The organism is Aeromonas media (assembly GCF_000819985.1).
GTDB classification, from domain to species: domain Bacteria; phylum Pseudomonadota; class Gammaproteobacteria; order Enterobacterales; family Aeromonadaceae; genus Aeromonas; species Aeromonas media.
Genome location: NZ_CDBZ01000086.1, coordinates 42,404 through 61,287, shown reverse-complemented (window position 1 = coordinate 61,287; position 18,884 = coordinate 42,404). Strand labels below are relative to the sequence as shown.

Here is an 18,884-nt window from a genome sequence, read left to right as displayed (position 1 = left end):
CCGTGGAACCACCTGATCCCATGCCGAACTCAGAAGTGAAACGCGGTAGCGCCGATGGTAGTGTGGCATTCGCCATGCGAGAGTAGGACACTGCCAGGCACCCAATACAAGAAACCCCGCTCACTGAGCGGGGTTTTTTTATTGTCTGACGTTTCCCCAAAACCAGCCACTGCCTGCCGAGATCGCGTCTGCTTATTCCTTGCGTTCACCCGTTTTGTCGCCTGTTGTTGCTCATGGGTTCCGACACCGGAGGCTTTGTCTGCTGCCGCGCCTGGCTCTGCACTCTCACCGGTTTTCCATTTGATTCCTCACGCGGCGCTATCCTGCTGAAACCCGGCGCTGGGCCTGCAATTGGGGTTGTATCTGCATCATAACTCGGTAGAGTAAGGGGCATTCCGGGTTTACCCATACCATGCCTTTACTTCTTTATCTGGTATGAGAGTACCCAGGCCTGTTTTCATTCACCTTCAGTCAGTGGTACCGATATGGAACAAGTAAGCAAGTCTACTTTCAGCGATGTGTTGGAATATGTGCGTATGTCCCGTCGTCAGAACAAGCTCAAGCGTGAAATCGCGGACAACGAGAAGAAGATCCGTGACAACCAGAAGCGGGTGTTGCTGCTCGACAACCTGAGCGACTATATCAAGCCCGGCATGAGCATCGACGAAGTGCAGGCCATCATCGCCAACATGCGCACCGATTACGAAGAGCGTGTTGATGATCACATTATCAAGAATGCCGAGCTTTCCAAGGAGCGCAAGGAGCTGAGCACCAAGCTGAAGGGCATGAGTACCAGCAAATAAGCTCACACCGCCATTCCCAAACACCGGCTTACAGCCGGTGTTTCATTTCCACTCGGCAGCTCGGATCTCTCGCCGCACTGCAACAATCGGCTCCCATTTTTACAATCGCCCTGTTAACATCGCTGCAAAGCGGTCAATAGTTTTCAAGCCCTTGACTTGAAACGACTAAGCTTGATTGAAAGACAATAAATTGCGCAACCATGGTGGGGCTGATATGGGCGCATCAAAACAGACGGATTCGAACAAAGTGGCATCTCAGGATTCATCCGTACCGCATGCGGACGGGCAATATCAGCGCAAGCGTCGCCCCTGGTGGCGCTGGTTGTTCTGTTTCATCTTTTTGCTTTGCCTGGCTGCCGTGATCGCCCTGGTTGGTTATGAAATGAAGACCTCCCGATTGCAGTCGCAGGAGATCTCCCGTTATGCCGCCAAGCTGACTTATGAGCTGGAACCCGGCCCCAGCAAGCAAATCACCTTCCCGGATGATGGCCCCTTCGACAAGCGACTCGGTTATGTGCTGATGCCCATGATCCAGGAGCGTCTCATCCAGCGTGGTTATCAGGTGAGCGAGCAGGTGCGTTTCTCCGATGCCCTATACAACTACGCCAGTCATGGTTTCTTCGTCCCCTATACCGAGAAGGTGCAGGCGGGGCTGACTCTGCACGACTGCCGTGCTGAGCCTTTCTATCAATACAAGTACCCGACCCATTACTACCCTGATTTCAACTCTATTCCCCCCTTGGTCATCCAGTCCCTGCTGTTTATCGAGAACAGGGAGCTGTTGAGCAACGAGCAGCCGCTCGCCAACCCCGCGGTAGACTGGCCCCGTTTCGCCAAGGCGGCGCTGTCCCAGGTGGGCAAGGCGCTGGACATGCAGGACCAATCCGCCGGTGGCAGTACGCTGGCGACCCAGGTGGAGAAGTATCGGCACTCCCCTGATGGTCTGACCCTGTCCCCCACCGAGAAGATCCGCCAGATGGCCTCGGCCAGCGTACGAGCCTATCGATTGGGACCAAAAACCCTGGAAGCACGCAAACTGGTGGCCTGGGCTTACCTCAACTCGGTGCCGCTCTCCGCCGCCCCGGGTTATGGCGAGGTGCACGGCCTGGGAGATGGTCTCTGGGTCTGGTTCGGTGCCGATGTGGACGAGGTGAATCGCCTGCTGGATCCCGCGCGTAATCAGGATGCCACCCTGGCCGAGCAGGGGCTGGCGCTGCGCCAGGTGGTTTCCCTGATGATTGCCCACCGTCGCCCCTCCTACTATCTGGCCCAGGGGCGGGAGGCGCTGTCGACCTTGACAGACAGCTACCTGCGCCTGTTCGTGCAGGAGGGCATGATCACGCCTCCCCTGATGGAGTCGGCACTCAAGGCCAAGCTTGCGTTCCGTGACTTCCTGCAGGCGCCAGCGATCACCCGGGTCAATAACAACAAGGGGTTGCAGGTCGCGCGCACCCGCCTCAGTCGCCAGCTCGGGGTTCAGCTCTATGATCTGGACCGCATGGATCTGACGGCGGATACTACCCTCAACATGCCGCTGCAAAATGACGTCTCCCGTTATCTGCAGCAGTTGGCAGACCCCACATTCGCCGCCCAGGTCGGGCTGTTTGGTGAGCGCCTGCTCTCGCCGGAGAAGACGGGGGACGTGAAATACAGCTTCACCCTGTTCGAGAAGACACCGGAAGGGGTCAAGGTGCGGGTGCAGACCGACAACACGGATCAGCCGTTCGACATCAATGAGGGCAGCAAGCTGGAGCTGGGCTCAACCGCCAAGCTGCGGGTGCTGACCACCTATCTGGAGATAGTGACCGAGCTGCATGACAGCTACGGGAACATGCCGGCCGAGAGCCTGCGCAAGATAGAGGTCTCCGATCAGGACAACATCAGCCGTTGGGCCATCTCCTACCTGATGAGTACCAAGGACAAGAGCCTGCCCGTGATGCTGGAGGCGGCACTGGATCGGAAATACTCCGCCAGTCCCTACGAGGGCTTCTTCACCGGCGGTGGCATGCACACCTTCAACAACTTCCGCAAGGAAGACAATGGCCGCATTCCGCCGATCCGCGACGCCTTGCGTGAATCCATCAACCTGCCCTTCGTACGGCTGATGCGGGACATAGTGCGCTACAGCCTCTACAAGGAAGGCAACCGTGCCCAGTTGCTCAAGGATGACAAGGATCCCCGTCGTACCGAGTATCTGGCCAAGTTTGCCGACAAGGAGGGGCAGACCTATCTGCTGCGCTTCTGGCGTAAATATCGCGGCAAGACCACGGATGAGCAGCTGGATACCTTCCTCGATGGTCTCAAGCCCAGCGCGGTGCGCCTCGCGGCCGTGCATCGCTACCTGATGCCGGAAGCGTCACAGGCCGACTTTGCAGCCTTCCTGGCGAAGCGCCTGCCACGGGACAAGCTGAGCGACAAGCGAGTCGAGCAGCTCTATACCAGTTATGGTCCTGGTAAGTATTCACTGCCGGATCAAGGCTATATCGCCCGCGTTCACCCGCTGGAGCTGTGGTTGCTCTCCTATCTCAGGGAGTTTGACAAGGCCACCTTCGCCGATGCGGTTGCGGCCAGCCGGGATGAGCGTCAGGAGGTCTACAGCTGGCTGTTCAAGACCCGCCATCGCAGCGCCCGGGATAGCCGGATCCGCACCATGCTGGAGGTCGAGGCCTTCCTCGACATCCATCAGCGCTGGGCGCGTTTGGGCTATCCGTTTGATCACCTGGTTCCCTCCCTGGCGACGGCTCTCGGCAGCTCGGGCGACAGACCCGCCGCTTTGGCGGAATTGATGGGGATCATCCAGAACGGCGGCATGCGGGCACCGACTCTGCGGATCGAGCATCTCTCCTTCGCCAAGGACACGCCCTTCGCCACCGTGTTCGAACCGGCCAACACCCAGGGTGTGCGGGTGATGCCTGCCGAGGTGGCCAACGCCCTGCGCAGTGCCTTGTCCAAGGTGGTTGAGGGGGGAACAGCGCGGCGCATCGCCGGTGCCTTTGCCTTGCAGGATGGCACCGTGCTGTCGTTGGGGGGCAAGACGGGGACGGGGGACAACAGGATCGAGACGGTCGGCCGCTACGGCAATGTCACCAGCTCACTGGCGCGTAACCGGACCGCGACCTTTGTCTTCTACATAGGGGATGATCACTTCGGTACTCTGACGGCCTATGTGCCCGGCAGCCAGTCCGACAAGTTCCGCTTCACCTCGGCACTGCCGGTACAGGTTCTCAAGGGGATGGCGCCCTTGCTGGTGCCTTATCTGCAACCGGGCACTCACACCCAGTGTTTGCCGGGCAGCTGACGGCGCATAAAAAACGGGGCCAAACTGGCCCCGTTTTCGTTTCTGCCAGCCACAGGCTGTCATGGCTTACAGCAGGTCTTCGATCTCGCCGCGCAGATACTGGTACATCTCGCGATAGGCCACCGGCGGCTTGTTCAGCTCCCGCTCCTTGTTGGCGGTGCGGATCAGCTGGCGCAGCTTCTGGCGATCCAGCTCGTGGAACTGGGACATCAGTTCGTTGAGGGCGCTGTCTCCCTCGGTGATCAGGCGCTCACGCCACTGCTCCAGCCGGTGCAGGCGGGCATTCACGGTGGAGTGACGCATCTTGATGATGGAGAGGGCTTCCTCGATCTGCTCTATATCCCGGCTGCGCATCAGGCGGCCGATGAACTGCAGGTGGCGGCGGAAGGACTCGTCCTTCTTGGGCTTGAGCTTGCGGCCCAGCTCGACGGCTTCGGCCAACTCTTCATCCAGCGGGATTCGTTCCAGCTCGCTGTGGCTCAGGGAGACGATCTCGGCCCCCAGTTTCTGCAGTGCCTCGGCGTCGCGCTTGAGCTGGCTCTTGCTGGGACCCCAATCGTCCAATTCGTTGTCGTCTTGATACTGACTCATCGGTCTCTGATTCCTGTCATTCGCGTTGGGGGATATGTTACCAGCTTCTCCCGCTGGGCGCAGGGGTCTGATATGCTTAGCCCCTTTCCTTCCTTCATACAGATGTGAGTTATGGACCAGCAAGATCAAATTCGCCAGGATCAAGCCCATCTCGAGGCGGTGGTCGCCGAGGCCCTGGAGATAGCCAAGGGGCTGGGCGCCGGGCTTGCGGAAGTTTCCATCAGCAAGCAGACCGGGTTGTCGGTGAATACCCGGGGCTGTGAGCTGGAAAGCATCGAGTTCAACAAGGATGGAGCGCTCGGCATCGCCGTCTATCGCAATGGCTGCAAGGGATCCTCCTCGACCACGGATCTCGGCAAGCCTGCCATTCGTGCCGCCGTCGAAGCGGCCATGGAGATTGCCCGCCACACCTCCCCCGATGAGTATGCCGGTCTGGCGGATGCCGAACTGCTGGCCTGGGATGCCCCGGATCTGCAACTCTGTCACTCCATCGAACTGGATCCCCAGCGTGGCATCGAGCTGGCCATCGAGTGCGAGCGGCTTGCCCTGGGGCGTGATGCCCGCATCAAGCACTCCGATGGCGCCAGCTTTTCAAGCCATCTGGGGGTCAAGGTCTATGGCAACAGCCATGGCTTCGTCAAAGGCTATGCGGCGTCGCGCAACTCTCTGAGCTGCGTGCTGATTGGCGAGCAGGATGGCGACATGCAGCGGGACTATGGCTACTCCTCCAGTCGCGCCCTCTCCGGCCTCTGGAGCCCGCAGCGCATCGCCGACGAGGCGGTGGAGCGCACCGTCTCCCGTCTGGGGGCCCGCAAGATCAGCACCCGCCACGCCCCCGTGCTGTTTCACCCCGACACTGCCGCCGGCCTGTGGGGTCATCTGGTGATGGCCATCAGCGGTGGCAACCTCTATCGCAAGTCGAGCTTCCTGTTGGACAAGCTGGGCAAACAGATCCTGCCCGAGTGGCTCAGCATTCAGGAGTTCCCCCACCTGCTGGGGGGGCTCGCCAGTACCCCGTTCGACGGTGAAGGGGTACGCACCCGCGACATGGACATAGTGCGCAATGGCGAGCTGATGAGCTGGCTGCTTACCTCCTACTCGGCGCGCAAGCTGGGGCTGACCACCACAGGCCACGCCGGTGGCATCCATAACTGGCAGGTCTCCAATACCGGCCAGGACTTCCAGGGCATGCTCAAGGAGATGGGCACAGGCCTGCTGGTGACCGAGCTGATGGGGCAGGGGGTCAATATCGTCAATGGTGACTACTCCCGCGGCGCCGCCGGTTTCTGGGTTGAGAATGGCGAGATCCTCTATCCGGTTGAGGAGATCACCATAGCCGGCAACCTGGCCGACATGTTCAGCACCCTGGTGGCGGTGGGGAACGACGAGGACGAGCGCTCCAGCCTCAAGACGGGCTCTGTGCTGGTCGAGCAGATGAAGCTGGCGGGGCACTGAATCGCCAGACCCCGGAAATGAAAAAGGCCCCCTCGCCTGGCGAGGGGGCCTTTTTATTGCTCATCGGCAGGGAGTGACGATCACGCCTTGATACGCTCTATGCATCCGCCCAGGCCTTGCAGCTTGTGCTCTATGTCTTCATAGCCACGATCGATGTGATAGATGCGCTCGACCATGGTGGTGCCTTCGGCCACGAAGCCGGCGAGGACCAGGCTGGCGGAGGCGCGCAGATCGGTTGCCATCACCTGGGCACCCTTGAGTTGTTCGGTGTCGCGGCAGATGGCCACGTTGCCCTGCAGCTCGATGTCCGCGCCCATACGTACCAGCTCGGGCACGTGCATGAAGCGGTTCTCGAAGATGGTCTCGGTGACCATGCCGGTACCCTTGGCCACGGCGTTCAGTACGGTGAACTGCGCCTGCATGTCGGTCGGGAAGGCCGGGTAGGGAGCCGTCTTGATGGTGACCGGCTTGAGGGTGCGGCCCGTCATGTCGAGGGAGATCCAGTCTTCCCCCTTCTCGATGAGCGCACCGGCCTCTTCCAGCTTGACCAGTACCGCTTCCAGCAGGGAAGGATCCGTCTTGCGGCAGGTGATCTTGCCCCCGGTGACGGCGGCACCCACCAGGAAGGTACCGGTTTCGATACGGTCTGGCTGCACGCTGTAGCTGCCGCCGTGCAGACGCTCGACCCCGTCTATGGTCAGGGTATCGGTGCCCGCACCCTGGATCTTGGCGCCCAGGGCGTTGAGGAAGTTGGCGAGATCGACCACTTCCGGCTCGCGGGCGGCGTTTTCGATCACGGTGCGACCGTCGGCCAGGGTGGCGGCCATCATCAGGTTCTCGGTACCGGTGACGGAGATCATGTCCATCAGGATGTGGGCGCCCTTGAGGCGACCGTCGACACGGGCCTTGATGTAGCCATCTTCGATGGCGATCTTGGCGCCCATCAGCTCGAGGCCGTGAACGTGCAGGTTGACCGGGCGGGCACCGATGGCGCAGCCACCGGGCAGGGAGACGTCAGCCGCGCCGAAACGGGCGGCCAGCGGGCCCAGCGCCAGTATGGAGGCGCGCATGGTCTTCACCAGCTCGTAGGGGGCGACGTGGTTGTTCACGGCGCCGGTCAGCACTGTCACGTTGCCGTTGACCTTGGTGCTGGCACCCAGCATCTCCAGCAGCTTGAGGGTGGTGCCCACGTCCTTGAGGCGCGGCACGTTCGAGAGCTGGATCTCCTCGTCGCACAGCAGGGTGGCGAACAGGATCGGCAGGGCGGCGTTTTTGGCGCCGGAGATGGTCACTTCACCGGAGAGGGTGCAGGGGCCGGTGATCTTGAATTTGTCCATTTACTTAGATACCAAATCAGGAGGGCAGTAGAAATTTACGTTCGCGCTTCCATTCGGCATCGGTAAAGGCCTTGATGGAGAGGGCGTGGATGGCGTTGCTGGCGATCTTGTCCATCAGCGGGGCATAGATGGCCTGCTGCTTCTTGACCCGGCTCATGCCGTCAAACATGTCGCCGACCGCAATCACCTGATAGTGACTGCCGTCGCCTTTGACATGGACTTCGGACAATGGCAAGGCCTCAAGGAGTATCGCTTCAATTTCAGAGACTTGCATTATGCGTCCTCGGTGTTGGGCGGGGTGGGTTGAAACAGACTGGCCACACCGTACAGCTTGGCCAGGGTATAAAAATCAGTGGAGGCGCCCACCAGTTGCGGCGTGGCCCCCCGTGTCAGGGTGGCTTTGGCCCACTTGACCAGCAGGGCCAGGCCGGCGGAATCCAGGGTGGTGACCCCGCTCATATCGAGCGCATCGTCTTGCCACCACTCGGATCGCCGTTGCCACAGGGCGTTGACCTGCGGTGCCTGCAGCTCCCCCTGGAGTGTCATGACTTGAGCACCAGCGGCTTGGCATTGTGCTCGCGCAACTGGGCGATCACCGCATCTATGCCGTTCTGGCGAATGAGGCCACCGAGCTCGCTCTGCTTGGCGGAGAGCAGGCTGATCCCTTCGGCAACCATGTCGAAGGCCTTCCATTCACCTGTCTTGTTGTTCTTGCGCAGCTTGAACTCGAGGAAAATGTCCGGCTTGCCGGCCTCTTTCACGCTGACGTTGACGGCGGTGATGTTGCTGTCACCGGGCGCCTTGCCAGGCTGGACCTTGACGGTCTGCTTGTCGAAATGGGCCAGGGCATCGGCGTAGGAGCTCACCATGTACTCGGTGAACACCTGGACGAAGGCATCGCGCTGGGCCGGGGTGGTTTCCTTGATCTGGTTGCCAAGCACCTTGTAGGCGGCGAAGCGGTTGTCCACATAGGGCAGCAGCTCTTCGCGGATGATCACCCGCAGGTGATCCGGGTTGCTCTTGACCTGGGACTTGTCCGCCTTCAGGCGGGCGAAGGTCTGCTGGGCTGCCTGATCCACCAAGGCATAGGGGTCGGCGGCATTGACCGCCGCCAGGGCGGAGACGGAAAACAGCATGCTGGTCATCAGACCCAGCAGCAGGGCGATCTTCTTGAACATGGTTACTCCTTGGTTGCTGGCGTATCGGTGGTCGGGGAAGACTGGCTGTAGAGGAACTTGCCAATCAGGTCTTCCAGCACGATGGCGGACTTGGTGTCTTCGATCATGTCGCCATCCTTGAGCATGCTGGTGCCCATCTCTTCATCGGTGAAACCCGGTGCCAGGCCGACATACTGCTCGCCCAGCAGACCCGAGGTCAGGATGGAGAGGGTGCTGGTTTCGGAGAACTCGCCGGCACTCTTTTGCATCTGCAGGGAGACGATGGGCACCTGGCTCTTGGCATCCAGCGTGATGTCGCTGACTCGACCGACGACGACGCCGCCGACCTTGACCGGCGAGCGCACTTTCAGGCCGCCGATATTATCGAAATGGGCGCGCAGGGTATAGGTTTCTCCTTCCGGTTTGAAACTCAATCCCGCCACTTGCAGTGCCAACGCCAGAATGGCTGCGATGCCAGCCAGCATGAAGGCACCGACCAGGAATTCTACTTTGCTGAACTTCATCTTTCCCTTATCCAAACATGACTGCGGTGAGTATAAAATCCAGACCGAGCACGGCCAGGGATGAGTGGACCACGGTACGGGTCGTCGCCTGACTGATCCCGGCCGAGGTCGGCTTGGCATCATAGCCATTGAAGAGCGCGATCCAGGTCACCACCAGGGCGAATATCACACTCTTGATGGCTCCTTGCATGATGTCGTCCTGCCAGTCGACGGAGGCCTGCATGGCAGACCAGAAACTGCCCTCATCCACCCCCAGCCAGTCGACCCCGACCAGTTTGCCGCCGAAGATGCCGATCAGGCTGAACATGAAGGCCAGCAGCGGCATGCTGATGACCCCAGCCCAGAAACGGGGGGCTACTACCCGGCGCAGCGGGTCCACCGCCATCATCTCGAGGCTGGAGAGCTGCTCGGTGGCCTTCATCAGGCCGATCTCGGCGGTGAGGGCCGAACCTGCACGACCGGCAAACAGCAGGGCGGTGACCACAGGGCCCAGCTCCCGCAGCAGGGAGAGAGAGACCAGGGGCCCCAGACTCTGCTCGGCGCCGAAGTCCTTCAGTACGTTGTAACCCTGCAAGGAGAGCACCATGCCGATGAAGAGACCCGACACCAGTATGATGGCGACCGATTGTACCCCCACCACATAGAGCTGCTGTACCAGCAGGGGGAAGTGCTTGCGGGGCTCGGGTTTGCCCGCCAACGCGTGAAACAGCATGATGGTGGCGCGGCCGACGGCGCTGATGAAGCGCACCCCGCTCCGCCCCAGCTTGCTTATCTGACTTATGAACATCACAGATCCTGTAGCAGGTCGCCTGCCGGAAAATGAAACGGAACAGGACCGTCGGGCAATCCCTTGAGGAACTGCTCGACCTCGGGATTGTGCTCCTCGCGAAGTTGCTCCGGCGTGCCCTGTGCCACCACCCTGCGGTTGGCGATGATGTAGGCGTAGTCGGCGATGCTGAGCACCTCCTTCACATCGTGGGTGACGATGACGGAGGTGATGCCGAGGGCATCGTTGAGCTCCTTGATGAGCTTGACCAGCACCGCCATGGTGATGGGATCCTGGCCGACGAAGGGCTCGTCATACATGATGAGATCCGGATCCAGTGCTATGGATCTGGCCAGGGCTGCACGACGGGCCATGCCGCCGGAGAGCTCGGAGGGCATCAGGCGGGCGGCGCCACGCAGACCCACCGCCTGCAACTTCATCATGACGATGGTGTGGATCAGCTCTTCCGGCAGACCCGAGTGTTCCCGCAGCGGGAAGGCCACGTTGTCGAACACCGTCATGCCGGTGAACAGGGCGCCGCTTTGGAACAGCATGCTCATCCGCTTGCGCACTTCATACAGACGGCTGCGGGAGAGGGTGGGGATGTCTTCCCCGTCAAACAGAATATGACCGGACTCAGGCTTCAGCTGGCCACCGATCAGGCGCAGCAAGGTGGTCTTGCCGATGCCGCTGGGGCCCATGACGGCGGTGACCTTGCCACGGGGAATGGTCAGGTTGATCCTGTCGTACAGCAACCTATCTCCGTGACTGAAGGTCAGGTCGGAGATGGTGATCAGGTCATCGTTCAAACAATTGTCCATCCGGTATAAATGAAGAGCGAATTTTATGGGCTAGTCTAGGTCTAAGCAACAGCAAGGAACAACTATTGAGCGGCTTTGCCCCCCAAATACGCGACAGTTTTATGTAACAACTTGCATCAGCGGCAGAGCGTCCCGCATCCGATTCGCTTATCTCGGCAGACTTTTTTATAATCCCGCAGCAAATTTCGGCCCGGAGCTGTGCCTTTATGTCTGTAAAGCCTGAAAAAGTGTCTGAATTGTTCGATTTCCGTCGCAGTGCCCGTGCGGTGCTGGACATAGAAAAACAAGCCATCGATGGGCTCTACCAGTACCTCGACGAGACCTTCGAGCGCGCCTGCGAGATGGTGCTGCGCTGCGCCGGCAAGATAGTGGTCACCGGCATGGGCAAGTCGGGTCATGTCGGCAACAAGATTGCCGCGACCCTGGCCAGCACCGGCACGCCAGCCTTCTTCCTCCACCCTGGCGAAGCCAGCCACGGGGATCTGGGGATGATCTCCGCCGGGGACCTCATCATCGCCATCTCCAACTCAGGCGAGAGTGACGAGATCCTGGCCCTGCTGCCGGTGCTCAAGCGTCGCGGCATTCCGCTCATCTGCATGACCGGCAACCCGGCCTCCACCATGGCCAAGGAGGCCAACGTGCACCTGTGCATCAAGGTGGAGAAAGAGGCCTGCCCGCTGGGTCTGGCCCCGACCTCCAGCACCACGGCGACCCTGGTGATGGGGGACGCCCTGGCCGTAGCCCTGCTGGAAGCGCGTGGCTTTACCGCCGATGACTTCGCGCTCTCCCACCCGGGCGGGTCGCTGGGCAAGCGGCTCTTGCTGCGGGTCGGCGATCTGATGCACAGCGGCGAGCTGTTGCCCCGGGTGGGGATAGATGCCACCATCAGCCAGGCGCTGCTGGAAGTGAGCCGCAAGGGCCTCGGCATGACGGCTGTGGTGGATGAACAGGGGCTGCTGGCCGGTCTGTTCACCGACGGTGACTTGCGCCGGATCCTGGATCTGCAGGTGGACATTCACCACACCCCGATCAGCCGCGTAATGACGGCCAACTGTGTTACCGTAGGGCCTGAGATGATGGCAGCCGAGGCCGTCAAACTGATGGAAACCAGAAAGATTAACGGATTGCTGGTGGTGGATGAAGAGCGGCGACCACTTGGCGCCTTCAACATGCACGACCTGCTGAGAGCCGGGGTGATTTGATGCAAGACGTACCGACCCTCTATGGTCCGGTGACGCGCAGCCAGTACGAGAAGGCGGCGCAGATCCGCCTGCTGGTGTGCGATGTGGATGGGGTGCTCTCCAATGGCTTCATCTATATGGGCAATAACGGCGAAGAGCTGAAGACTTTCTGCACCCGTGACGGTGCTGGCATGCGTGCCCTGCTCAACGCCGGCATCGAGATTGCCATCATCACAGGGCGCAACTCCCGTATCGTCAGCGATCGGATGAGGGGCCTGGGGGTGCAGCACCTGGTGCAGGGGGCGGATCAGAAACTGCCTCACTTCGAGGCGCTGCTGGCCAAGCTGGGCCTGACGCCGGAGCAGGCCGCCTACATGGGGGACGACACCATAGATCTGCCGGTGATGCAGGCCTGCGGCCTCGGCATCGCAGTGGCAGATGCCCATCCGCTGGTGCTGGCTCGTGCCGATCTGGTGACCCGTCTGGGGGGCGGAGTGGGCGCGGTGCGCGAGGTGTGCGATCTCATCCTGCAGGCGCAGGGCTTGGGCGACTACCAACCCGAGGCCTCGGTATGAACAAGCAGACGTTTCTGTTCGCCCTGCTGTTTCTGGCGGCACTCGCCGCCTGGCAGCTTGGCGAGATCGAGCTGGCGCCCGAACCGGCTGCCAAGGTAGAGAACTATCAACCGGACTTCACCGCCAAGAATCTGGTCACGACCCGCTTCAACGAGCAGGGCAAACGAACCGAGCGGTTGGAGTCCGAATATGCGGAGTATTACCAGATCCTCGAGCAGGCCACCTTCGACAAGCCGGTGGTCTACATGTTCGATGAGCAGGGGGAGGCTGAATGGAAAGTCACGGCCGAAACCGGGGTGCTCAACACAGATGACAACGTGATACTGCGTGACAAGGTACATCTGGACGGCCTGCTGCCGGCGTCTTTCATCTCCACGCTGGATACCCCTTATCTGGAGCTGGATCTGGTGACTCAGGACGTGAGAAGCAACCAGCACATCAGCATAGTGGGTCAGGAATTCCAGACCGAGGGCGTTGGCCTGAAGGGCCATCTGGAACGTAAATATTTCGAATTACTGGATAAAGGCCATGCCACTTATTTCAATGAAAAACGTTAATCTGGTCCTCGCGGCCCTGCTTCTGTGCAGTACAGTGAGCGCCAAAGAGTCCGACTTTGCCGAGAAGGTCTATGTGGATGCGGTCAAGCAAGTGGCCGAGATGCAGGACAACCGCATCACCTTCAGCGAAGACGTGATCATCACCCAGGGCACCATCAAGATTAAGGCCGACAAGGTGGTGGTGATCCGCTCCGGCGATAAAGGGGCCGAGGTGATGACCGCCTATGGCAATCCCGCCACCTTCTTCCAGATCCTGGACAACGGCAAGCCGGTCAATGCCCACGGCAACAGCATTCGCTACGAGCTGAAGAACCGCCTGGTCACCATCACGGGCAACGGTCAGCTCAAGCAGGAAGACAGCCAGGTCACCGGCGACCTCATCCGCTACGACATCGTCAAACAGAAGATGATCGCCGAGAGCAAGGGACCCACCCAGCGAGTCAAGACGGTGTTCCTGCCGGATCAGGTAGAAAACTTCGACAAACCCGCCGATCAGAAGAAGTAGGAAACAGAAGCCATGGCAGTGTTAAAAGCAACGGGTTTGCAGAAGAGCTACAAGCGCCGCATGGTGGTCAGCGACGTGAGCCTGGAAGTGGGTACGGGCCAGATAGTGGGGCTGCTTGGCCCGAATGGTGCCGGCAAGACCACCTCCTTCTACATGATCGTGGGCCTGGTGCAGCGGGATGCGGGTCTCATCACCATAGATGAGCAGGACATCAGCCTGCAGCCCATGCATATTCGCGCCCGCAATGGTATCGGTTACCTGCCCCAGGAAGCCTCCATCTTCCGACGCCTGTCGGTGTTCGACAACCTGATGGGGGTCATGCAGACCCGTAAGGGGTTGAGCCGCGAGGAGCGGGAGGATAAGGTCGAGCAGTTGCTGGAAGAGTTCAACATCACCCATATTCGCGACAGCCTGGGTCAGAGCCTGTCGGGAGGGGAGCGGCGCCGTGTCGAGATCGCCCGTGCGCTAGCGGCAGAGCCGCGATTCATCCTGTTGGATGAGCCCTTTGCAGGTGTTGATCCTATTTCGGTCATAGACATCAAGAAGATCATCCAACATCTGAAGGAAAGAGGGCTGGGCGTGCTTATCACGGACCACAACGTCAGAGAGACGTTGGATGTGTGCGAGAAGGCCTACATCGTCAGCCACGGCAAGATGATTGCCGAAGGCGCACCGGCCGACATCCTCGCCGATGAGCAGGTCAAGCGCGTCTATTTGGGCGATCAATTCAGTCTATAGTAAGGGGGCACCCCTCATTTTTGTTAGGTGACCGCCTCGCTGAACATAAGGATATCCCGACGTAGATGAAGCCGACATTACAGTTGCGTCTCGGCCAGTCCCTGACCATGACGCCACAATTACAACAAGCGATTCGTCTGCTCCAGCTCTCCACCCTGGAACTCCAGCAGGAAATTCAGCAAGCGCTCGATAATAACCCCTTGCTGGAGCAGGAGGAGAATGAGGCGCACGAAACCAGTCCGATAGAGCCCCAGGACGCCAGTCAACTCGACTCCAGTGACGCAATGGCACAGGACAAGATGCCGGATGAACTGCCGGTGGACACTACCTGGGATGAGGTCTATTCCGCTGGCACGGCTCAGAGCGCTGGCCCCATCCATGACGGGGAAGACAGCGTCTATCAGGGGGAAACCACCGAAAATCTGCAGGATTATCTGTTGTGGCAGATGCGACTGACGCCGTTCAGTGATCTGGATGCCGCGATTGCCCTCGCCATCATCGATGCCATCGATGAGTCTGGCTACCTGACCGTTTCTCTCGAAGATATTCAGGCTGCAGTCAGCAGTGAAGAGGTAGAAGTTGAACTGGATGAAGTGGAAGCCGTGCTCAAGCGGGTGCAGCATTTCGATCCGGTTGGCATCGCCGCTCGCTCGGTACAGGAGTGTCTGTTGATCCAGCTTGGCCAGTATTCGCCGGATCTGCCCTGGCTCAATGAGGCAAGGGAGGTGATCCGCGAGCACATGGACTTGCTCGGCAACCGTGACTACCGCACCCTGGCGCGCAAGACCCGGCTCAAGGAGAGCGACCTCAAGGAGGTACTGGATCTCATCCAGCAGCTGGAGCCCAGACCCGGTAATGGCATCATCCAGAGCGAATCGCAATACGTGATCCCGGATGTTTCCGTGGTCAAGAAGGGGGCGAAGTGGGTGGTTGAACTCAACCCGGATTCGGCGCCGCGCATTCGTGTCAACGAGGCCTATGCGGCAATGGCACGCAATGCCCGCAGCAGCACGGATACTCAGTTCATTCGTTCCCATTTGCAGGAAGCCAAGTGGTTCATCAAGAGTCTGGAGAGTCGAAACGACACCCTGCTCAAGGTGGCAAGCTGCATAGTCGAGCAGCAACAGGGTTTCTTCGAGTACGGTGAAGAGGCCATGAAGCCCATGGTACTCAACGACATCGCCGAGGCGGTGGAGATGCACGAGTCGACGATTTCACGGGTGACGACCCAGAAGTACATGCATACGCCCCGTGGCATCTTTGAACTGAAGTTTTTTTTCTCCAGTCATGTCAACACGGAGGGAGGAGGAGAGTGCTCATCGACCGCAATTCGCGCCCTGATCAAGAAGCTGGTGACGGCCGAAAACCCGGCCAAACCGCTTAGTGATAGCAAGATCGCGGATTTGCTGGCCGAACAGGGTATTATGGTGGCGAGACGCACGATCGCAAAGTACCGTGAATCCTTGTTGATCCCGCCATCCAATCAGCGCAAACGCCTGGTTTAGGCAAACAAAAGGAAGACGTTATGCAAATTAACCTGACCGGACACCATGTCGAGATTACCGAAGCTCTGCGTGATTATGTGAATAACAAATTTGCCAAACTCGAGCGTCACTTTGACCATATCAACAACGTACATGTGGTGTTGAGCGTCGAAAAACTGAACCAGATCGCCGAAGCCAAGCTGCACGTCAGCGGGGGAGAGGTGTTCGCCAATTCGCAGCATGCCGACATGTATGCGGCGATTGATACCCTGCTGGATAAACTGGATCGGCAGATCATCAAGCACAAAGATAAGTTAAATCAAAAATAACTATGCAACTTGAACACATACTGAGTCGGGACTGCACCAAGAGTGCGGTCCCTTGTACCAGCAAGAAACGCGCCCTCGAGATCATCAGTGAGCTGGCTGCAGAGCGCCTCGGCGCCTCCCGCCAGGTGCTGTTTGAAAGCCTGCTGGCGCGGGAAAAGATGGGCAGTACCGGGATCGGTGCCGGTATTGCCATTCCCCACGGCCGGATCGACGACGCCTTTGCGCCGACCGCTGTGCTGATGACCTTCTCTGAACCCATCCCTTTCGATGCTATCGACAATCAACCGGTTGACCTGCTCTTTGCATTGCTGGTGCCGGAAAGCGAGTGCAAGCAGCATCTCAAGACCCTTTCCCTGATGGCATCCAAGCTGGGTGACAAGGCCGTCTGTCGCCAGTTGCGCCAGGCGACTAGCGATGAAGAACTCTATCAGATCATGACCTCGGCCTGATGCCGGGTCTGACGCAGCCACGTTGGCGTGAGGGGACAAGATGCAGTTAATAGTGGTAAGCGGTCGTTCGGGCTCCGGTAAGACGGTAGCCCTGAGGGTGCTGGAGGATCTGGGTTACTACTGCGTGGATAACCTGCCGGTCAATCTGCTGCCCCAGCTGATCGTCTCGGTGGAGAGCCAGTATGACAAGCTGGCGGTCAGCATAGACGTGCGCAACCTGCCGACCCAGCCAGACAAGTTGGACAACCTGTTGACCCAGGTGCGCAACGAAGGGCGGGTGGAGTTCTCCAGCTTCTTCTTCGATGCAGACAACGGGACCCTGCTCAAGCGCTATGGCGAGAGCCGCCGGCTGCACCCCCTGTCTCGCAAGCAGCTGTCGCTGGATGAGGCGATTCGGGAGGAAACCCACCTGCTGGCGCCCCTCTCCTCGACCGCCGATCTGCGCATCGATACCACCAACCTCAGCATTCACGACCTCAGCGAGCTCATCAAGACCCGGGTGCTCGGCAAGAAAGAGAATGAGCTGGTGCTGGTGTTCGAGTCGTTCGGCTTCAAATACGGCATCCCCAAGGATGCGGACTTCGTGTTCGATGCCCGTTTCCTGCCCAATCCCCACTGGATCCCGGAGCTCAAGCCGTTCACCGGCCAGGACGAGCCTGTAGCCAACTACCTCTCGGCCCAGGCGGACGTGATGCTGTTCATCCAGCAGATAGAGAACATGCTGGTGACCTGGTTGCCCCACCTGGAGCGCAACAATCGCAGCTATGTGACCGTTGGGATCGGTTGTACCGGCGGGCAGCATCGCTCGGTGTTCATCGCCGAGCGGCTGGCCAGCGCATTCCGGCTGCTTGGCAAGAACGTGCAGATTCGTCACCGCACGCTGGACAAGCGCTCCCCCCAAGCCTGACAGACCCACAGGATGTTCAGATGACAGTTTCCGCCTCGGTAGAAGTCAAAAACAAGCTGGGAATCCATGCCAGACCGGCCATGATGCTGTTCGAACTGGTGCAGGGATTCGATGCTCATGTGCTGCTGCGCAACGAAGACGGCATCGAGGCCGATGCGGACAGCGTGATCGGTCTGCTGATGCTGGACTCCGCCCAGGGCAAGCAGGTGGAGGTGCAGGTGGAGGGCCCTGAAGAGGTGGAGGCCCTGGCCGCCGTGGTGGCACTGTTCACCTCGGGCTTCAACGAGGAGTGAGCGGCACCTCCTTTGCCGTCATGACCCGGCGCGCGCCAGCGCCTTGAAGTCGTTAAAGTCCCGACAAGCCAGCAGAGCCCTGCTGGCTTTTTCGTTCATCAGCGCCAGAAACAGATCGTAGAGCCCCATCGCCTCCTCGTAGTCCGCCTTGCTGATGGCAAGCACGAAGATGAGGGTGGTGGTCTCACCATTGCCCCACTCGAGGCCTGCACTGTATAGATCAGTGTGCGGTGGGCCAGCAGGCCGAGGGAGTGGGGCAGGGCTATGCCTTCTCCCAGCAGGGTGGATACGATGCGCTCCCGCTCGTGTAACGATCCCCTGAACCCAGTCTCAACAAGCTGCTCGGACTCCAGCTGGTCACCGATGCGGCACAAACAGCCGCGCCTGACTGAGCGGCTCTGTGACCACCATGAAGTGGTCGGTATCGAAGTACTTGTCCAGCAGGTAGAGGCGGGTGCGATCGGTCAGTACCAGCTTGCTGAACTGCTCCAGCTGGTACTGGGTCGTGAAGGGGTACAGTTTGTACCACGGGGACGTTTTTCTCGCTCACTTTGACTGTGCTGATGACGAAGTCCAGTTCGATCTGCGCCAGCCCCTCGTAATCCCGTTCTTGTGGTTCGCCAGCGGGTTGTGGCTGCCTATCTGGTAGTTGACCCGCAGCAGAATGGCACTGATGTGAGCCTGCAGGTCGGCACGCAACTGCGGGTCGCCGCGAAGATCGAAGATCATAGGAGTAGTGCTGGTGAATGCAGGTCAGCGGATGTGAACCAGTTGCTCGCTCTTGGCGGCCATGGCCGGGCCGAGCTGGGGGGATCTGCAGTGAGGCGGGTCTGGATCTGGATGACGAGGCTGGCGATCTCCTCCTGCCCCGGCGGGGCCTGGGTTGGTAACTCGGCATGGATGTCGCGGACCACCACGGCCAGGGTCAGGCTGATGTCATCGCTGGCAAACTGGCACAGCTCGTGGCCAGCCGCCTGACGCAACAGGGTGATGGCGTAGGAGATGGTGAGTTGTTGCAGGCTCTCGTCGGCGAGGCGCAACAGATGACGGCAGAGCTGATCGTGATAACCGGTGCCGCGCTGGTGGAAACTCTGAGTCATCTCACGCCAGGGAA

At 59.8% G+C, this 18,884-nt stretch carries 21 protein-coding genes, 1 rRNA gene and 1 pseudogene; 14 read left to right on the top strand and 9 right to left on the bottom strand.

Features of this window, described 5'->3' with window-relative positions; translation table 11 throughout:
- From rrf to BN1127_RS07705, 3 genes are all read left to right on the top strand, one after another.
- Positions 1–99: ribosomal RNA gene (rrf, locus tag BN1127_RS07715) — 5S ribosomal RNA — on the top strand; the annotation flags it as partial.
- Between the two features lie 386 nt (positions 100–485).
- Positions 486–803 carry a PTS system regulator TmaR gene (tmaR, locus tag BN1127_RS07710; RefSeq protein ID WP_042649056.1) on the top strand — a complete coding sequence of 106 codons (318 nt, stop codon included), beginning with the start codon at positions 486–488 and terminating at the stop codon, positions 801–803.
- Positions 804–1,017: 214 nt separating this feature from the next.
- Complete coding sequence (locus BN1127_RS07705; protein WP_042649055.1) at positions 1,018–4,101, top strand: transglycosylase domain-containing protein; 3,084 nt, start codon at positions 1,018–1,020, stop codon at positions 4,099–4,101.
- Between the two features lie 66 nt (positions 4,102–4,167).
- Here the strand turns inward: BN1127_RS07705 and yjgA are convergent, their stop codons facing one another.
- The gene (yjgA, locus tag BN1127_RS07700) at positions 4,168–4,692 is read right to left on the bottom strand and encodes a ribosome biogenesis factor YjgA (protein ID WP_025328542.1); all 525 of its coding nucleotides are present in this window, start codon (positions 4,690–4,692) and stop codon (positions 4,168–4,170) included.
- 111 nt (positions 4,693–4,803) lie between these two features.
- Here yjgA and pmbA point away from each other — a divergent pair, with 111 nt between their 5' ends.
- A complete protein-coding gene (gene pmbA, locus BN1127_RS07695) occupies positions 4,804–6,147 on the top strand; it encodes a metalloprotease PmbA (protein ID WP_005331315.1) in 1,344 nt (447 codons plus the stop codon).
- Between the two features lie 80 nt (positions 6,148–6,227).
- Here pmbA and murA read toward each other — a convergent pair whose 3' ends face one another.
- From murA to mlaF, 7 genes are read right to left on the bottom strand one after another with little or no spacing between them, the layout of a single operon-like run.
- Complete coding sequence (murA, locus tag BN1127_RS07690; protein WP_005331316.1) at positions 6,228–7,484, bottom strand: UDP-N-acetylglucosamine 1-carboxyvinyltransferase; 1,257 nt, start codon at positions 7,482–7,484, stop codon at positions 6,228–6,230.
- Between the two features lie 16 nt (positions 7,485–7,500).
- Positions 7,501–7,758, bottom strand: coding sequence for a BolA family iron metabolism protein IbaG (gene ibaG / locus BN1127_RS07685; RefSeq protein ID WP_005306001.1), 258 nt, complete (start codon positions 7,756–7,758; stop codon positions 7,501–7,503).
- Positions 7,758–8,030, bottom strand: a complete 273-nt coding sequence (locus BN1127_RS07680) for an STAS domain-containing protein (RefSeq protein ID WP_042649054.1) — start codon at positions 8,028–8,030, stop codon at positions 7,758–7,760. The genes ibaG and BN1127_RS07680 overlap by 1 nt, the downstream gene beginning before the upstream one ends.
- Positions 8,027–8,662, bottom strand: coding sequence for a phospholipid-binding protein MlaC (mlaC, locus tag BN1127_RS07675; protein WP_042649053.1), 636 nt, complete (start codon positions 8,660–8,662; stop codon positions 8,027–8,029). Before mlaC ends, BN1127_RS07680 begins: the two co-directional genes overlap by 4 nt.
- A 2-nt stretch (positions 8,663–8,664) precedes the next feature.
- Positions 8,665–9,165 carry an outer membrane lipid asymmetry maintenance protein MlaD gene (mlaD, locus tag BN1127_RS07670; RefSeq protein WP_042649052.1) on the bottom strand — a complete coding sequence of 167 codons (501 nt, stop codon included), beginning with the start codon at positions 9,163–9,165 and terminating at the stop codon, positions 8,665–8,667.
- Positions 9,166–9,172: 7 nt separating this feature from the next.
- Positions 9,173–9,952, bottom strand: coding sequence for a lipid asymmetry maintenance ABC transporter permease subunit MlaE (gene mlaE, locus BN1127_RS07665; RefSeq protein ID WP_025328536.1), 780 nt, complete (start codon positions 9,950–9,952; stop codon positions 9,173–9,175).
- Positions 9,952–10,752, bottom strand: a complete 801-nt coding sequence (gene mlaF / locus BN1127_RS07660; protein ID WP_025328535.1) for a phospholipid ABC transporter ATP-binding protein MlaF — start codon at positions 10,750–10,752, stop codon at positions 9,952–9,954. The genes mlaE and mlaF overlap by 1 nt, the downstream gene beginning before the upstream one ends.
- A gap of 206 nt (positions 10,753–10,958) precedes the next feature.
- Here mlaF and BN1127_RS07655 point away from each other — a divergent pair, with 206 nt between their 5' ends.
- The 10 genes from BN1127_RS07655 to npr all read left to right on the top strand — a co-directional run bounded on the left by BN1127_RS07655 (position 10,959) and on the right by npr (position 17,770).
- Positions 10,959–11,954 (top strand): KpsF/GutQ family sugar-phosphate isomerase, encoded by a 996-nt coding sequence (locus BN1127_RS07655; RefSeq protein ID WP_025328534.1) that lies wholly within the window; start codon positions 10,959–10,961, stop codon positions 11,952–11,954.
- Entirely contained in the window at positions 11,954–12,508 is a 555-nt protein-coding gene (gene kdsC, locus BN1127_RS07650) for a 3-deoxy-manno-octulosonate-8-phosphatase KdsC (RefSeq protein WP_042649051.1), read from the top strand. Before BN1127_RS07655 ends, kdsC begins: the two co-directional genes overlap by 1 nt.
- Positions 12,505–13,065 carry an LPS export ABC transporter periplasmic protein LptC gene (gene lptC / locus BN1127_RS07645; RefSeq protein ID WP_042649050.1) on the top strand — a complete coding sequence of 187 codons (561 nt, stop codon included), beginning with the start codon at positions 12,505–12,507 and terminating at the stop codon, positions 13,063–13,065. Before kdsC ends, lptC begins: the two co-directional genes overlap by 4 nt.
- On the top strand, positions 13,052–13,570 hold the full coding sequence (gene lptA, locus BN1127_RS07640; protein WP_042649049.1) for a lipopolysaccharide transport periplasmic protein LptA: 519 nt from the start codon (positions 13,052–13,054) through the stop codon (positions 13,568–13,570). The genes lptC and lptA overlap by 14 nt, the downstream gene beginning before the upstream one ends.
- Before the next feature lie 12 nt (positions 13,571–13,582).
- Complete coding sequence (lptB, locus tag BN1127_RS07635) at positions 13,583–14,308, top strand: LPS export ABC transporter ATP-binding protein (protein WP_010675872.1); 726 nt, start codon at positions 13,583–13,585, stop codon at positions 14,306–14,308.
- A gap of 65 nt (positions 14,309–14,373) precedes the next feature.
- Entirely contained in the window at positions 14,374–15,813 is a 1,440-nt protein-coding gene (locus BN1127_RS07630; RefSeq protein ID WP_041204880.1) for an RNA polymerase factor sigma-54, read from the top strand.
- Positions 15,814–15,833: 20 nt separating this feature from the next.
- Positions 15,834–16,121, top strand: coding sequence for a ribosome hibernation promoting factor (hpf, locus tag BN1127_RS07625; RefSeq protein WP_005305957.1), 288 nt, complete (start codon positions 15,834–15,836; stop codon positions 16,119–16,121).
- Between the two features lie 2 nt (positions 16,122–16,123).
- Positions 16,124–16,570 carry a PTS IIA-like nitrogen regulatory protein PtsN gene (gene ptsN / locus BN1127_RS07620; protein WP_005331355.1) on the top strand — a complete coding sequence of 149 codons (447 nt, stop codon included), beginning with the start codon at positions 16,124–16,126 and terminating at the stop codon, positions 16,568–16,570.
- Between the two features lie 40 nt (positions 16,571–16,610).
- Complete coding sequence (gene rapZ, locus BN1127_RS07615; protein ID WP_041204881.1) at positions 16,611–17,477, top strand: RNase adapter RapZ; 867 nt, start codon at positions 16,611–16,613, stop codon at positions 17,475–17,477.
- A 20-nt stretch (positions 17,478–17,497) separates the two neighbouring features.
- Entirely contained in the window at positions 17,498–17,770 is a 273-nt protein-coding gene (npr, locus tag BN1127_RS07610; protein ID WP_005331359.1) for a PTS phosphocarrier protein NPr, read from the top strand.
- An 18-nt stretch (positions 17,771–17,788) separates the two neighbouring features.
- On the opposite strand, the pseudogene BN1127_RS23075 reads toward npr, so the two are convergent.
- A pseudogene (locus BN1127_RS23075) lies at positions 17,789–18,846 on the bottom strand (PTS sugar transporter subunit IIA); the annotation flags it as partial.
- Between the last annotated feature and the right edge of the window lie 38 nt (positions 18,847–18,884).

Excerpts from the sequence above, each read along its gene's own strand:
- BN1127_RS07705 (WP_042649055.1), top strand. The coding sequence starts at position 1,018 with ATGGGCGCATCAAAACAGACGGATTCGAACAAAGTGGCATCTCAGGAT.
- mlaF (WP_025328535.1), bottom strand. The coding sequence starts at position 10,752 with ATGGACAATTGTTTGAACGATGACCTGATCACCATCTCCGACCTGACC.
- yjgA (WP_025328542.1), bottom strand. The coding sequence starts at position 4,692 with ATGAGTCAGTATCAAGACGACAACGAATTGGACGATTGGGGTCCCAGC.
- mlaC (WP_042649053.1), bottom strand. The coding sequence starts at position 8,662 with ATGTTCAAGAAGATCGCCCTGCTGCTGGGTCTGATGACCAGCATGCTG.
- pmbA (WP_005331315.1), top strand. The coding sequence starts at position 4,804 with ATGGACCAGCAAGATCAAATTCGCCAGGATCAAGCCCATCTCGAGGCG.
- tmaR (WP_042649056.1), top strand. The coding sequence starts at position 486 with ATGGAACAAGTAAGCAAGTCTACTTTCAGCGATGTGTTGGAATATGTG.
- hpf (WP_005305957.1), top strand. The coding sequence starts at position 15,834 with ATGCAAATTAACCTGACCGGACACCATGTCGAGATTACCGAAGCTCTG.
- ibaG (WP_005306001.1), bottom strand. The coding sequence starts at position 7,758 with ATGCAAGTCTCTGAAATTGAAGCGATACTCCTTGAGGCCTTGCCATTG.
- BN1127_RS07655 (WP_025328534.1), top strand. The coding sequence starts at position 10,959 with ATGTCTGTAAAGCCTGAAAAAGTGTCTGAATTGTTCGATTTCCGTCGC.
- rapZ (WP_041204881.1), top strand. The coding sequence starts at position 16,611 with ATGCAGTTAATAGTGGTAAGCGGTCGTTCGGGCTCCGGTAAGACGGTA.
- murA (WP_005331316.1), bottom strand. The coding sequence starts at position 7,484 with ATGGACAAATTCAAGATCACCGGCCCCTGCACCCTCTCCGGTGAAGTG.
- mlaD (WP_042649052.1), bottom strand. The coding sequence starts at position 9,165 with ATGAAGTTCAGCAAAGTAGAATTCCTGGTCGGTGCCTTCATGCTGGCT.
- lptA (WP_042649049.1), top strand. The coding sequence starts at position 13,052 with ATGAAAAACGTTAATCTGGTCCTCGCGGCCCTGCTTCTGTGCAGTACA.
- mlaE (WP_025328536.1), bottom strand. The coding sequence starts at position 9,952 with ATGTTCATAAGTCAGATAAGCAAGCTGGGGCGGAGCGGGGTGCGCTTC.
- kdsC (WP_042649051.1), top strand. The coding sequence starts at position 11,954 with ATGCAAGACGTACCGACCCTCTATGGTCCGGTGACGCGCAGCCAGTAC.
- lptB (WP_010675872.1), top strand. The coding sequence starts at position 13,583 with ATGGCAGTGTTAAAAGCAACGGGTTTGCAGAAGAGCTACAAGCGCCGC.
- npr (WP_005331359.1), top strand. The coding sequence starts at position 17,498 with ATGACAGTTTCCGCCTCGGTAGAAGTCAAAAACAAGCTGGGAATCCAT.
- BN1127_RS07630 (WP_041204880.1), top strand. The coding sequence starts at position 14,374 with ATGAAGCCGACATTACAGTTGCGTCTCGGCCAGTCCCTGACCATGACG.
- lptC (WP_042649050.1), top strand. The coding sequence starts at position 12,505 with ATGAACAAGCAGACGTTTCTGTTCGCCCTGCTGTTTCTGGCGGCACTC.
- ptsN (WP_005331355.1), top strand. The coding sequence starts at position 16,124 with ATGCAACTTGAACACATACTGAGTCGGGACTGCACCAAGAGTGCGGTC.
- BN1127_RS07680 (WP_042649054.1), bottom strand. The coding sequence starts at position 8,030 with ATGACACTCCAGGGGGAGCTGCAGGCACCGCAGGTCAACGCCCTGTGG.